The sequence below is a fragment of the Acidovorax sp. genome, assembly GCF_046291265.1.
In the GTDB taxonomy this organism is placed as follows: Bacteria; Pseudomonadota; Gammaproteobacteria; order Burkholderiales; family Burkholderiaceae_C; genus Acidovorax.
Genome location: NZ_JBKBTV010000021.1, coordinates 1 through 13,121 on the forward strand (window position 1 = coordinate 1; position 13,121 = coordinate 13,121).

The 13,121-nt window shown below is 63.2% G+C and carries 12 protein-coding genes; 2 read left to right on the forward strand and 10 right to left on the reverse strand.

Features of this window, described 5'->3' with window-relative positions; translation table 11 throughout:
* From tuf to ACK41V_RS10295, 9 genes are all read right to left on the reverse strand, one after another.
* On the reverse strand, window positions 1-1,044 hold a 1,044-nt coding region (gene tuf / locus ACK41V_RS10255; RefSeq protein ID WP_409781565.1), incomplete at its 3' end, for an elongation factor Tu.
* Between the two features lie 225 nt (window positions 1,045-1,269).
* Window positions 1,270-3,372 (reverse strand): elongation factor G, encoded by a 2,103-nt coding sequence (fusA, locus tag ACK41V_RS10260; RefSeq protein ID WP_409781567.1) that lies wholly within the window; start codon window positions 3,370-3,372, stop codon window positions 1,270-1,272.
* A gap of 149 nt (window positions 3,373-3,521) precedes the next feature.
* Window positions 3,522-3,995, reverse strand: coding sequence for a 30S ribosomal protein S7 (gene rpsG / locus ACK41V_RS10265; RefSeq protein WP_005798541.1), 474 nt, complete (start codon window positions 3,993-3,995; stop codon window positions 3,522-3,524).
* A gap of 163 nt (window positions 3,996-4,158) precedes the next feature.
* Entirely contained in the window at window positions 4,159-4,536 is a 378-nt protein-coding gene (gene rpsL / locus ACK41V_RS10270) for a 30S ribosomal protein S12 (protein ID WP_008905797.1), read from the reverse strand.
* A 336-nt stretch (window positions 4,537-4,872) separates the two neighbouring features.
* A complete protein-coding gene (locus tag ACK41V_RS10275; RefSeq protein WP_409781572.1) occupies window positions 4,873-6,042 on the reverse strand; it encodes a D-alanyl-D-alanine carboxypeptidase family protein in 1,170 nt (389 codons plus the stop codon).
* Window positions 6,043-6,118: 76 nt separating this feature from the next.
* Entirely contained in the window at window positions 6,119-6,772 is a 654-nt protein-coding gene (locus ACK41V_RS10280; RefSeq protein WP_409781574.1) for an alpha/beta hydrolase, read from the reverse strand.
* A 96-nt stretch (window positions 6,773-6,868) separates the two neighbouring features.
* Window positions 6,869-7,228: a (2Fe-2S) ferredoxin domain-containing protein gene (locus tag ACK41V_RS10285; protein WP_409781577.1), complete on the reverse strand. Its 360-nt coding sequence runs from the start codon at window positions 7,226-7,228 to the stop codon at window positions 6,869-6,871.
* A 135-nt stretch (window positions 7,229-7,363) separates the two neighbouring features.
* Complete coding sequence (locus ACK41V_RS10290; RefSeq protein ID WP_409781580.1) at window positions 7,364-8,461, reverse strand: VanZ family protein; 1,098 nt, start codon at window positions 8,459-8,461, stop codon at window positions 7,364-7,366.
* A gap of 27 nt (window positions 8,462-8,488) precedes the next feature.
* On the reverse strand, window positions 8,489-8,917 hold the full coding sequence (locus tag ACK41V_RS10295; protein ID WP_409781583.1) for a CopD family protein: 429 nt from the start codon (window positions 8,915-8,917) through the stop codon (window positions 8,489-8,491).
* A gap of 339 nt (window positions 8,918-9,256) precedes the next feature.
* Between ACK41V_RS10295 and hemB the strand changes: the two genes are divergently transcribed.
* Both hemB and ACK41V_RS10305 read left to right on the forward strand, forming a co-directional pair.
* Window positions 9,257-10,255, forward strand: coding sequence for a porphobilinogen synthase (gene hemB, locus ACK41V_RS10300; protein WP_409781586.1), 999 nt, complete (start codon window positions 9,257-9,259; stop codon window positions 10,253-10,255).
* A 60-nt stretch (window positions 10,256-10,315) separates the two neighbouring features.
* A complete protein-coding gene (locus tag ACK41V_RS10305; protein ID WP_409781589.1) occupies window positions 10,316-11,449 on the forward strand; it encodes a magnesium transporter CorA family protein in 1,134 nt (377 codons plus the stop codon).
* Window positions 11,450-11,534: 85 nt separating this feature from the next.
* Here ACK41V_RS10305 and ACK41V_RS10310 read toward each other — a convergent pair whose 3' ends face one another.
* A complete protein-coding gene (locus tag ACK41V_RS10310; protein ID WP_409781592.1) occupies window positions 11,535-13,085 on the reverse strand; it encodes a tetratricopeptide repeat protein in 1,551 nt (516 codons plus the stop codon).
* Window positions 13,086-13,121 lie beyond the last annotated feature (36 nt).

Here is a 13,121-nt window from a genome sequence, read left to right on the forward strand (position 1 = left end):
GGCTGGCAGCTCGATAGCGCCAGTCACGTCGGTCGTACGGAAGTAAAACTGAGGGCGGTAGTTGTTGAAGAAAGGCGTGTGACGGCCGCCTTCGTCCTTGCTCAGAACGTACACCTCAGCGGTGAAGTGGGTGTGTGGCTTGATGGAGCCGGGCTTGCACAGCACTTGGCCGCGTTCCACGTCTTCGCGCTTGGTGCCGCGCAGCAGCAGACCAACGTTGTCGCCTGCTTGACCTTGGTCGAGCAGTTTGCGGAACATTTCCACGCCGGTGCAGGTGGTCTTGACGGTGTCTTTGATACCGACGATTTCGATTTCTTCGCCGACCTTGACGATACCGCGTTCGATACGACCGGTCACGACGGTGCCGCGGCCAGAGATCGAGAACACGTCTTCCACGGGCATCAGGAAGGCACCGTCGATGGCACGTTCTGGCTGGGGAATGTAGGTGTCGAGTGCTTCGGCCAGCTTCATGATGGCTTCTTCACCCAGTGGGCCCTTGTCGCCTTCCAGGGCGAGCTTGGCGGAACCGCGAATGATCGGGGTGTCGTCGCCAGGGAAGTTGTATTTGTCGAGGAGCTCGCGCACTTCCATTTCGACGAGTTCGAGCAGCTCTTCATCGTCGACCATGTCGCACTTGTTCAGGAACACGATGATGTAAGGAACACCCACCTGGCGGGCCAGCAGGATGTGCTCACGGGTCTGAGGCATGGGGCCGTCAGCGGCCGAGCACACCAGGATAGCGCCGTCCATCTGGGCCGCGCCGGTGATCATGTTCTTCACATAGTCGGCGTGGCCTGGGCAGTCCACGTGGGCGTAGTGGCGGTTGGCCGTTTCGTATTCCACGTGGGCGGTGTTGATCGTGATGCCGCGGGCCTTTTCTTCAGGTGCTGCGTCGATCTGGTCGTAGGCCTTGGCTTCGCCGCCGAACTTGGCAGACAGCACGGTGGCAATGGCCGCCGTCAGCGTTGTCTTGCCATGGTCCACGTGGCCGATCGTGCCCACGTTGACGTGGGGCTTGGTCCGTTCGAATTTACCTTTTGCCATTTTTGAAATCTCCAAAGAGCAGTGCCTGTGTCAGGGTTTAACGTCTGCACCCGATTGCTGATTCGTCCCGCACAGGGCAACAGGACGGCACCGGGTCGCAGATTGCAAGAATCTTGCTACTATTTACATAGCTACCAGCGCTTGATACACAAGCGCTAGAGGCCAATTTCATTCAAATTTCGAAGAAAAGGACATGCTGAAGCGGTCCTTTTCCCCATCACACCATTACTTCGAGCGCGCAGCCATGATGGCTTCGGACACGTTGCGCGGCGCTTCGCTGTAGTGCTTGAATTCCATCGAGTAAGTGGCGCGGCCTTGCGTTGCGGAACGCAGCGTGGTCGAGTAGCCAAACATTTCCGACAGAGGCACTTCAGCGCGGATGGCCTTGCCACCGCCAGGAATGTCTTCCATGCCTTGCACCATGCCGCGACGGCTGGACAGATCGCCCATCACGTTGCCGGCGTAGTCTTCAGGCGTTTCGACTTCCACAGCCATCATGGGTTCGAGAATCACGGGACCGGCCTTGCGGCAGCCTTCCTTGAAACCGAAGATGGCAGCCATCTTGAACGCGAGTTCGTTCGAGTCCACATCGTGGTACGAACCGAAGTGCAGCGTGACCTTGACGTCCACCACGGGGTAGCCAGCCAGCACGCCTTGCGTCACGGCTTCGTTGATGCCCTTTTCGACCGCAGGGATGTATTCGCGAGGAACCACACCACCCTTGATCGCGTCGACGAACACGATGCCCTTGCCCACTTCGTTGGGTTCGATCTTGAGCACAACGTGGCCGTACTGACCCTTACCGCCGGACTGGCGCACGAACTTGCCTTCGGCTTCTTCCACCGTCTTGCGGATGGTTTCGCGGTAAGCCACCTGGGGCTTGCCCACGTTGGCTTCCACGCCGAATTCACGCTTCATGCGGTCCACGATGATTTCCAGATGCAGCTCGCCCATACCAGCGATCAGCGTCTGGCCAGACTCTTCATCGGTCTTCACGCGGAAGGATGGATCTTCAGCAGCCAGGCGCTGCAGGGCGATGCCCATCTTTTCCTGGTCGGCCTTGGTCTTGGGTTCCACAGCCTGGGTAATCACAGGCTCAGGGAACACCATGCGTTCCAGAATGATGGGCGAGCCCACGTCGGAAAGCGTTTCACCCGTCGTCACGTCTTTCAAGCCCACGCAAGCAGCGATGTCGCCCGCACGGATTTCGTCGACTTCCACGCGGTCATTGGCCATCATCTGCACGATACGGCCGATGCGCTCTTTCTTGCCCTTGACCGTGTTGTACACGGTGTCGCCCTTGGTCAACACGCCCGAGTACACACGCACAAAGGTCAACTGGCCCACAAATGGGTCGGTCATCAGCTTGAACGCCAAAGCCGAGAACTTCTCGCCGTCGTCCGCTTTGCGGGTGACGGGGGCTTCGTCTTCATCCGTACCCGTCACGTCCGGGATGTCCACGGGCGATGGCAGGTAGTCGATCACGGCGTCCAGCATGCGCTGGACACCCTTGTTCTTGAAAGCCGTGCCACACAACATGGGGTGGATTTCAGTGGCGATCGTGCGGGTACGCAGGCCGAACTTGATTTCCTCTTCCGAGAGCGTGCCCTCTTCCAAGTACTTGTTCATCAGCTCTTCCGAGGCTTCAGCCGCAGCTTCCACCATCTTCTCGCGCCACTCTTCAGCCAAAGCCTGCAGGTCTGCAGGGATTTCAGCGTAGTCGAACTTCATACCTTGCGAAGCCTCATCCCACAGGATGGCCTTCATCTTGAGCAGATCGACCACGCCGGTGAACTTTTCTTCAGCACCGATCGGGATCACCACTGGCACGGGGTTGGCCTTCAGGCGCAGCTTCATCTGGTCATAGACCTTGAAGAAGTTGGCGCCGGTGCGGTCCATCTTGTTCACAAAGGCCAGGCGTGGCACCTTGTACTTGTTGGCTTGGCGCCAGACGGTTTCCGACTGGGGCTGCACACCACCCACGGCGCAGTACACCATGCAGGCGCCGTCGAGCACGCGCATCGAACGCTCCACTTCAATCGTGAAGTCCACGTGGCCGGGGGTATCGATGATGTTGAAACGGTGCTCGGGGTAGGACAGGTCCATGCCCTTCCAGAAGCAGGTCACAGCAGCCGAAGTGATCGTGATGCCGCGCTCTTGCTCTTGCTCCATCCAGTCCATGGTCGCCGCGCCATCATGCACTTCACCAATCTTGTGGTTCACACCGGTATAGAACAGGATACGTTCGGTGGTCGTGGTCTTGCCAGCGTCAATGTGGGCCGAGATACCGATATTGCGGTAGCGCTCGATGGGGGTCTTGCGTGCCATGGTGGATCCTTGGTGATCTTTGTATTGGTGAGGTCGGGGCGCCCATCTTGCAGGCCAGACCCGACTATTTTGTGACTGCCCCAATCAACACAAGGCTGCAGGCAAAAATGCCGGCAGCCTTGCGCCCTGATGGGGACAAATCCGCGTTCTTAGAAGCGGAAGTGGCTGAATGCCTTGTTGGCTTCGGCCATGCGGTGAACTTCGTCACGCTTCTTCATGGCACCACCACGGCCTTCGGTGGCTTCGAGCAGTTCGTTGGCCAGGCGTTGGGCCATCGACTTTTCGCCACGCTTGCGAGCGGCTTCCTTGATCCAGCGCATGGACAGGGCCAGGCGACGGACAGGGCGCACTTCGACGGGCACCTGGTAGTTGGCACCGCCCACACGGCGGGACTTCACTTCGACCATGGGCTTCACGTTGTTGATGGCAACGGTGAAGGCTTCCAGCGGGTCTTTATCAGGGTGCTTCTTCTCGATCAGTTCCAGGGCACCGTAAATGATGCGCTCTGCAACCGCCTTTTTGCCGCCTTCCATGATCACGTTCATGAATTTGGACAGCTCTACATTGCCGAACTTAGGATCCGGCAGGATTTCACGTTTGGGGACTTCGCGACGACGTGGCATTTTTTCACCTCATATTGCTTCAGTTGGCATCTTTTCAGACACCGCGAGATTCATTCAGAACCCCACTTACTCGACCCACACGGAACATCCGCGCTTGGGGTCACTTCGTTTGACTGCGCCTGCCAGGCGAATCAAACACCGATGGAGACACAACCGCCAGGGCTTATTTGGCCTTTGGCTTCTTGGCACCGTACTTGGAGCGCGACTGCTTGCGGTCTTTCACGCCTTGCAAGTCGAGCGAGCCACGCACGATGTGGTAACGCACACCGGGCAAGTCCTTGACACGACCGCCACGAACCAGCACTACGCTGTGTTCCTGCAGGTTGTGACCTTCGCCGCCGATGTAGGAGATGACCTCAAAACCGTTGGTCAGGCGCACCTTGGCGACCTTACGCAGAGCGGAGTTAGGCTTTTTAGGCGTCGTGGTGTACACACGGGTGCACACGCCGCGGCGCTGTGGAGAATTTTCCATCGCAGGGCTTTTGGACTTGGTCTTTTCGACCTCGCGCCCCTGACGGACCAGTTGATTGATGGTTGGCATGAAATACGTCCCTAAACGTGAATTTGCTTCGTGAAAGCTACAAGCTTCGCTAAAAGCGAAAACGTGAATCCCTTCGGAAATTCCGAAAAGCCTTCTAATGTAGCAGCATGGCCCGAAACGGGCAAGTGGCACGGCCCCTACTCGAATGCCGATCTTGGTCAGCCAACGCGCCTATTGCCGTTGAAAGCGCGCGGCCTGTGCCAGGGCAGCCGTGCAAGGGCCGCCCAAGCTGCGCAGCAGCGCTCCACTTGTGTGCACCGACTGCGTCCCCCTTCTCGAGTGGCGCGGCCATTCGAGAAGGGGTGAAGGCGCGGCAGCGCCTCAGGGGGTTGCACCCTATTTAATCCACAACCGAATAGCGTCCCAGGCGCGGCCCAGGATGCCGGCCTGCTCCACGCCTTCCAGCGCGACCAGGGGCACTTCCGCCACGGCCTGGTCGGCCAGCATCACCTTCAGCGTACCAATCGCCTGGCCCTTGGTGAACGGGGCCACCAACGGATCGGGGCGCGAGATCTGGGTGGTGAGCTTGCCCGCGCTGCCCGCAGGCACGGCGACCACGATGGCTTCTTCACGGCCGATCTTGAGGGTGTTGGTGGTGCCTTTCCACAGGGCTGGCGTGGCCACCGGGTTGCCCGCCTCAAACAGCTTGACGGCTTCGAAGGCCGTGTAGCCCCAGTTCAACAGCTTCTGGCTTTCGTTGGCCCGCGCGTTCTCGCTGGCCGTGCCGAGCACGATGGACAACAGACGGCGCTGGCCCACACCCGGAAAGTCGCGCTTGGACGTGGCGACCAGGCAATAACCTGCTGCGGCCGTGTGACCCGTCTTGAGGCCGTCCACCGTCGGGTCGCGGAACAGCAGCGAATTGCGGTTGGTGCCGTTGGAGGCTGGCGTGCCCGGATAGCTGTACTGCTTGGTGGAGTAGTAATGCATGTACTCCGGGAAGTCCTTCATGAGCCGCGTGGCCAGCACACTCAGGTCGCGCGCGGTGGTCAGGTGGCCGGGTTCGGTCAGGCCTTCGGGGTTCTTGTAGCTGGTGCCGTTCATGCCCAGCGCCTTGGCCTGGTCGTTCATCAGCTTGACGAAGTTCTCGTACGTGCCGCCCACGCCCTCGGCCAAAGCCACCGTGGCGTCGTTGCCGGACTGGACGATCATGCCCTTGATGAGGTCTTCGACCGGCACCTGCATCTTGGGGTCGATGAACATGCGCGAGCCGGGCATCTTCCAGGCGCGCACGCTGACAGGCAGCTTTTGATCGAGCGCTATTTTCTTGGAGCGCAGCGCATCAAACACCAGGTAGCCGGTCATGAGCTTGGTCAGCGACGCCTGCTCGACGGGTGAATCAATGTCCTTGGCGGCCAGAACCTGGTTGGCGGTGATGTCCACCAGCAGGTAGGTGCGCGCGGCGATTTCGGGGGGTTGCGGCGCCTGGGCGAGTGCCCCGAAGGCGGCTGGTGCCACCGCAGCAAAGACGGCCAAAGATCGCAACGCGGACAAGATTCGTTTCATGGGGCAATAAGGGGCTGGAAAGGCTCGAAAAAGGGTGGGGGAAAAGGCGCAGATCAGCGCGGCGGGGCAGACGCTCTTAAACGCCCGATTGCAGGTGGCGAACCACCAAGTTTTTCAAAAGCGGCAATTGTCCGTGAAAGAAATGCCCCCCAGCCGGGACGACTGTGACAGGCAGTATCTGGGGCCGGGCCCAGTCCATCACGGACGACAGCGGCACGGTGTCGTCCTGCTCGCCGTGCACCACCAGCGTGTGCAGGTGGGCTTCGAAAGGGACGGGGGCGACGGTGAAGCGGCTGGCTGCGGTCCCAACCAGCACGGCCTGGTCCACGCGGCCTTGGGGCCAGAGTGTGGCCAGCGCATGGCTGGTAACAAAAGCGCCGAACGAGAACCCGGCCAACGCAATGCGCTGGCCTTCGGCGGCGGGCGCCACCTGCTCGACCACGGCCAGCAGGTCCTGCAGCTCGCCCCGGCCTTCGTCGTAGACGCCTTCGGTGGCGCCCACGCCGCGAAAGTTGAACCGCACCGCCGTCCACCCGCATTGCACAAATGCGCGCGCCAGGGTCTGCACCACCTTGTTGTCCATGGTGCCGCCAAACAGCGGGTGGGGGTGCGCAATGATGGCCACGCCACGGGGCGCCGCAGCACCGTCGGCCAGCGTGGCCGCGTCACGCACGGCCTCTATGGCGCCTGCGGGGCCGGACAAGGTCAGGCGTTCGGTTTGGGCATTCACAGAGTTACTACCAAATTAATAGCTACCAGCGCTTGATGGATAAGCGCTAGCGGCCAAAATCATTCAAATTTATCAACGAAACGGATGGAGGCGCTTTCAGCGCCCAAGTTCCGCCGGGGTGACCAAACGCTCCACCACTTGGCCGTTTTTCAGGTGGGACTCGACGATCTCGTCAATGTCGGCTGCGTCCACGTAGGTGTACCAAGTGCCCTCGGGGTACACCACCGCGACGGGGCCGCCAGCACAGCGGTCCAGGCAACCGGCCTTGTTCACGCGCACCTTGCCCGCGCCCGCCAGGCCTGCCGCCTTGACCTGCTGCTTGCAGCGGTCAAAACCGGCCTGGGCGTTGTGGTGGGCGCAGCTGTCCTCGCCATTGGCGCGGTCGTTCAGACAGAAAAAGATGTGGCGCTGGTAATAGCCGGGCGCTGCGGCCGGTGCGGAGGTGGTGTCGCTCATACCGGGCATTTTACGAACCCCGCGCCGTGAAACTGGCACGCACAACGCCAGTGCACCCGTGGATCTGGCTTTGCCAGTCCACCGGGTGCGTTCCCCTCCCGCCCAGCGAGAGAGGGGGAAGGCGCCGAAGGCGACTCAGGGGGAGTGTTCTCTCCTCGACAAGCGCAGCACCACATACAGCAGCGTGACATAGGGCCACAGCCAGCCCAGCCATTGGCCCAGGCCATAAAAGCGGATGAAACGGCCCTGTTCCCAGATTTGCAGCGTTTGCGCAAAGTAGGCACTGGTGGGCGCCTGGTTGAGCAGCGCCAGGTGCCACGCCAGCGCCAGCAGCAGCAAGGCGGCGCAGGCCCGGCGCGGCAGCCCCATCAGCAACAGCGCCAGCGCCAGCGCGCCCCACACCCCCACGCGCACCGGCAGACCCATCCATTCCCAGGCATGCACAGGGCCCCAGCTCAGCGCGGCCGACAGCGCGGTCAGCGCCACGCCAATCGCCACCACGCCCAGCGAAAACAACGCACGCCGCCCCATCTGGCGGATCACGCAGTAGCCCAGCAGGCAGGGGATGAGCAGGCCCAGCACCACACACAACAGCTCGCCACTGGGCGACAGGGGAGACAGCTCGCTCTCGCGCAGCGGCAACCAGTCCAAAAAAGGCGTGTCTTCCAGCAGCTCGATGAGCGCGGCCTCCAGCCGCTCCAGCACCTGCCCCAGCCCAAAAGGCACGGCCGCCGGGAACAACAGCGCCATCGGCCACAACGCCAACAGCACCATGGCGCCGCTCGCATCGGCCACAAACCAGCGGCCCCGAAAATCGCTCCAGCGGTCGATGGCGCCCAGCCGCTCCAGCAATGCCGCGCTCAAGGCGCCCACCAAGGTGCCGGCGGTGTTGAGCACCAGGTCCAGGTTGGACGGAACACGCCGGGGCAGATAGATCTGCAAAAACTCCAGCAGCACCGACAACAGCCCGCCCGCCAGCGTGGCCAGCAGCACCGGGCTGCGCGCCCAGCCCGACCGCAGCATGGCCAGCACCAGCAAAAAGCCGAGCGGCGCGTAGCCGACGATGTTGGTGGTGATGTCAAACCCGGTCCAGTACGGCGGCGGCAGCGGCGCCAGCAAAAAGACCAGCGGATCAATGCCCTGCGCACGCCAGCCGTCAAACGGGAACAGGCTCGCAAAAACGATCAGCGCCGTATAGGTCAGCGCCAGGGGCCATGCGGAGGTTCTGTGCACCGGCATCGGGCCTGTGGTTCTGTGCGCTTAAAACGGCTTGACGACGACCAGCACCACGGCCACTAGCAGCAGCAGCACGGGCACCTCGTTGAACCAGCGGAACCACACATGGCTCCTGCGGCTGGTGCCGTCGGCCAGCTTGCGCAGCACCACGCTGCAGGCGTGGTGGTAACCGATCACCAGCACCACCACGGCCAGCTTGGCGTGCATCCAGCCATTGCCCGGTCCCCAGCCGATGCCATAGCCCATCCACAGCCACGCGCCCAGCGCCAGCGCGGGCACGGCAAGCAAGGTGGTAAAGCGCAGCAGCTTGCGGGCCATCAGCAGCAGGCGGTCACGCTCGGCGGCCGAGCCTGGCGCCACCATCGCCAGATTGACGAAGATGCGCGGCAAATAGAAAAGGCCAGCAAACCAGCTGGCCACGAAAACGATGTGAAAGGCTTTGACCCAGAGCATGGCTGCAGTTTACGGGCCCAAACGGCGCTAACGGCGCAAAGGGCCGAAACCCCCGACCCAAAAAAAAGCCCGGCAAATCCGCCGGGCCAGGAAAGCCTGTTTTGCATCGCTGCAATCCAAGGCCCCGCTCAGGGAGGAAAAGCGGGGAGCGGCAAGCCGCCCGGCGCCAATTTAGCACCGGGGCCGGGGCGTTACAAGTGGCATTTCAGGGCGACATCCACGCAGCCTCCGCAACTGGCGCCCCCATATCAGTGCACCCGTGGATCCGGCTCCGCCGGTCCAGGGGGTGCGTCCCCCTTGGGGGAAGACGCGAAGCGGCTCAGGGGGATAATTCCTCTCATGCATCCCACCCCCTTCCCCCAGAACCGCCCGCGCCGCCTGCGCCGCGATGCGTTTAGCCGCAACCTGGTGCGCGAAAACGCCGTCACGCCACACGACCTGATCTACCCGGTGTTTGTGCACGAAGGCAGCCAGCGCCGCGACGCGGTGACCTCCATGCCCGGTGTGGACCGCCTGAGCCTCGATCTGCTGCTGCCCGTGGCCGAAGATTGCGTAAAGCTCGGCATTCCGGTGCTGGCGCTGTTCCCGGCGATTGACCCGTCGCTCAAGACGCCCGACGGCAAAGAAGCGCTCAACCCCGACGGCCTGATCCCGCGCGTGGTGCGGGCGCTCAAGAAAGAATTCCCTGGCCTGGGCGTGATGACCGACGTGGCGCTGGACCCGTACACCAGCCACGGCCAGGACGGCGTGCTGGACGACACCGGCTACATCATCAATGACGAGACCGTGGAGATCCTCACCGGCCAGGCCCTCACGCATGCCGAGGCGGGTGTGGACATCGTCGCCCCCAGCGACATGATGGACGGCCGCATTGGCGCCATCCGCGACGCGCTGGAAGCACAGGGCTACATCCACACGCGCATCATGGCCTACAGCGCCAAGTACGCCAGCGCCTTCTACGGCCCGTTCCGCGACGCGGTGGGCACGCGTGGCGCCCTGGGCAAAGCCGACAAGAACGTCTACCAGATGGACCCCGGCAACAGCGACGAGGCCCTGCGCGAGGTGGCCATCGACATCGCCGAAGGTGCGGACATGGTGATGGTCAAGCCCGGCATGCCCTACCTCGACATCGTGCGCCGCGTGAAGGACGAGTTCCACGTGCCCACGTTCGCCTACCAGGTGAGCGGCGAGTACGCCATGATCAAGGCCGCCGCCGCCAACGGCTGGCTGGACCACGACGCCGTGATGATGGAAAGCCTGCTGGCTTTCAAGCGCGCAGGCGCCGATGGTGTGCTGACCTACTTCGCGCGCGATGCGGCACGCTTGCTCCTCAAATAGTAGCTATCAGCGCTTTACCAATAAGCGCTAGAGGCACTTTTCACTATAAATCGGGGCGCCATGCGCATTTTCCACATCCAGAGTAGCGGCGTGACGGAGCTGTCGGCACTGCCCACGCAGATGCCGGAGCAGGGTTTTGTCTGGATCGCCTGTTCACGCCCGGCGTTCCAGGCGCGGCTGGCGGAGATTCAGGCCTGCCTGCAGACCCTGGTGGGGCTGCAGTTGGTGGACTTGCATGTGTCCGACCTGCTCAACGCGCAGCTTCCTTCGCACTACGACTACACGTCGCAGTACGACCTGCTGGTGTTCCGCCGCCTGGCCACTGCACAGGGCGACCCAACCGACGCCCCAGCCACCAGCGCCGACCCCACCAGCCCGCTCAAACGCGGCGGCCCCCCCGTGCTGCGGCGCATTGACACCAACCCCGTGGGTTTTGCGGTGTTTGACCAACTGTTGCTCACCGTGCACCCCGCCGACTGTGCGGTGCGCGACGCGTATGCCGCCCGCCTGCTGGCCGCCCTGCCCACCAGCCCCAGCGAGGGCCGCGCAAGCCCCGTGCCCGGTGCACGCAGACCGACCACGCCCGCCGACCTGATGCTGCGCGTGGTCAACCTGATGGTGGACGGCTACCTGGACCTGCGCCGCGAACTCACGCGCCAGCTCGACCACTGGCAAAACGAGCTGCTCAAGCCCCGCGCTCGCTACGTGAACTGGAGTTCGCTGCTCGAAGCGCGCCTGTCGCTGCACATGCTCGACGAGATCTGCGAAGACCAGCGCACTGCCGTGCAGGACTGGATCGACGCGCTGGAAACCTGGGCCCTGCCAGACAACCCCGCCGGACTGCGCGAGCTGGACCTGCTGAAGGTGCGCAGCCGCGACGTGCTGGAGCACATCGAGCGCGTGGTGCACCACGTGCGGCGGCTGGAGCAAAGCACCGAAACCGCCGTGCAGATGCACTTTTCGGTGCAGAGCAACCGCACCAACGACATCATGCGCACGCTCACCGCGCTGACCGCCGTGTTTTTGCCGCTGAACCTGATCGCGGGCATCTTTGGCATGAACTTCGAGTTTTTGCCATTGATTCACAAAGCCAATGGCTTCTGGTGGGCGCTGGGGTCCATGGTGTTCACCGCCGTAGCGCTGGTGCTGGTGTTCTGGCGCAAACGCTATCTGGCGCGTTCGAGCCGAATGTGAGTGCGAGGGCCACCCCGCCGACAGCCCGGTGAGCCTTGCCCACCCGGCGCACTCGGCGGGGCATGTCGTCACCGTGAGCCCACCCTCAGGCCGCCAGCGCCATCGCCAGTGGTTGCCGTGCACGAAAAGCCCACTTTGGCCCCAGGCGGAAAGCCTCCAGCCGGCTCGACGAAGCGGTGGAAAAGAACAGGTCTTCCGACAAATTCAAGCGCTCGAACACCCGGCGCTGACGCACCGAGCGGCGGCGCAGATCGCCCTCAAACGCATTGCCATCGCCGCGCGACTGCTCAAAAAAGGCCGCCGCGCGCCCCAGGTTCTGAAGCGCCTCGGGCGTCAACGCCGGCACGGCACGCGGTGCAGACAGACGGGCCTGGGTAATGAACGGGTTGCGCCCCACCAGCAGACCCCACGGCCGACGGCCCTCGACAGGGTCGACGCTCAAGGCTTCCAGCTTGGTCAAGCCAAAGTCGCGCGCCAGCGTCAACCGCACGGCCAGCCAGGGGTCACCCTGGCGCACTTCCTCGATCGCTGCGCGCGCCGCGGACTCGTCTCCCACCAACGGCAGCACCAGGGAGCCCAGCAGACGCTGCGCGTGTGCGTCGCCCTGGTTGGCGGCCGCATGCAGCCACGCAATGGCCTGCTCCGACTCCACCACCGAATTCGACGAGCGCAGTATCAAGGCCCCCAGTTTGCGCTGCGCCTCGGACCGCCCCGCGATCGCAGCCTTTTCCAGGAAGAAGCGGGCCATCTGGGGGTTGGACACCGATGAGCGGTGGTCAGCGTGCGTCTCGTACAGGGCCAGCCATGCGTCATCGCGGCCCGCATCGGCTGCGCGCAGCAACAGGGCCACCCCTTTGCGCAGGTTCAACGACGTGCTCAACCGCGCGGGTGTCAGCGTACCGCTGTCAATACCGCAGCGCGCGCGGCCGAGCAGGCTGGCAGCATCCCGATCGCCGCGCACGATGGCCAGCTCCAGGCAGGCCTCAATCTGGTCGGGCGCCAGCCCGCGCAAGGAATGGTTCTCGCGTTCGGCCCACAAGACAGCGGCCAACACGAGGTCCGACAGGGCGTGCGTCAAGCGCGGCGCCACCATCAACGCGACGCGCAAGCAGTCGACCAACGGGTCCAGCGCGCCCTCTTCATGCGCCTGGCGCGCCGCGATCACCGCAACCTGCACCACGTCCACTGCTGCGCTGGATTGGATCGACTCCACCATCGCCTCCAGGGTTCGGTCCGAACGCGCAGCCCCCACGGCAGCCATCACCTGACTGGCCTCGACGTGGCCGCCCGCGGCGGCGGCCTCCAGCCACGCCTGCCCCGCCGCGACGCGACTGCGCGCCAACGCCATCCACACTCCCAACTTGAATTGCGCCAGTGGACTGCCCGATGCGGCCGCCTTGTGCAGCGCATCTTCTTGTTTCAGTGTCAGCAGGTCTTGCAGAGGCAAGCTCTCGGCAATGGCACACGCGGTTTCTGGAAGTTCGCGGACGCTGGGGTGCGAGAGGTATTCAATCCCCGTGGCCACATGGCGGGGGAAGCCGTCGCCCCCCACCAAATAACGTCGCCCCGCTTTGCTGCGAGCAGCTGGATCGCCCTGGCGGGCCAGGATCAGCAATTGAATGTCTTGTCTGCGCATGCTTGGCTCTCTTCAATGTGTTGCGGGGGCGGCACA

Coding starts and splice junctions, on each gene's coding strand:
- fusA (WP_409781567.1), bottom strand. CDS start 3,372: ATGGCACGCAAGACCCCCATCGAGCGCTACCGCAATATCGGTATCTCG.
- rpsG (WP_005798541.1), bottom strand. CDS start 3,995: ATGCCACGTCGTCGCGAAGTCCCCAAACGTGAAATCCTGCCGGATCCT.
- rpsL (WP_008905797.1), bottom strand. CDS start 4,536: ATGCCAACCATCAATCAACTGGTCCGTCAGGGGCGCGAGGTCGAAAAG.
- ACK41V_RS10275 (WP_409781572.1), bottom strand. CDS start 6,042: ATGAAACGAATCTTGTCCGCGTTGCGATCTTTGGCCGTCTTTGCTGCG.
- ACK41V_RS10285 (WP_409781577.1), bottom strand. CDS start 7,228: ATGAGCGACACCACCTCCGCACCGGCCGCAGCGCCCGGCTATTACCAG.
- ACK41V_RS10295 (WP_409781583.1), bottom strand. CDS start 8,917: ATGCTCTGGGTCAAAGCCTTTCACATCGTTTTCGTGGCCAGCTGGTTT.
- hemB (WP_409781586.1), top strand. CDS start 9,257: ATGCATCCCACCCCCTTCCCCCAGAACCGCCCGCGCCGCCTGCGCCGC.
- ACK41V_RS10305 (WP_409781589.1), top strand. CDS start 10,316: ATGCGCATTTTCCACATCCAGAGTAGCGGCGTGACGGAGCTGTCGGCA.
- ACK41V_RS10310 (WP_409781592.1), bottom strand. CDS start 13,085: ATGCGCAGACAAGACATTCAATTGCTGATCCTGGCCCGCCAGGGCGAT.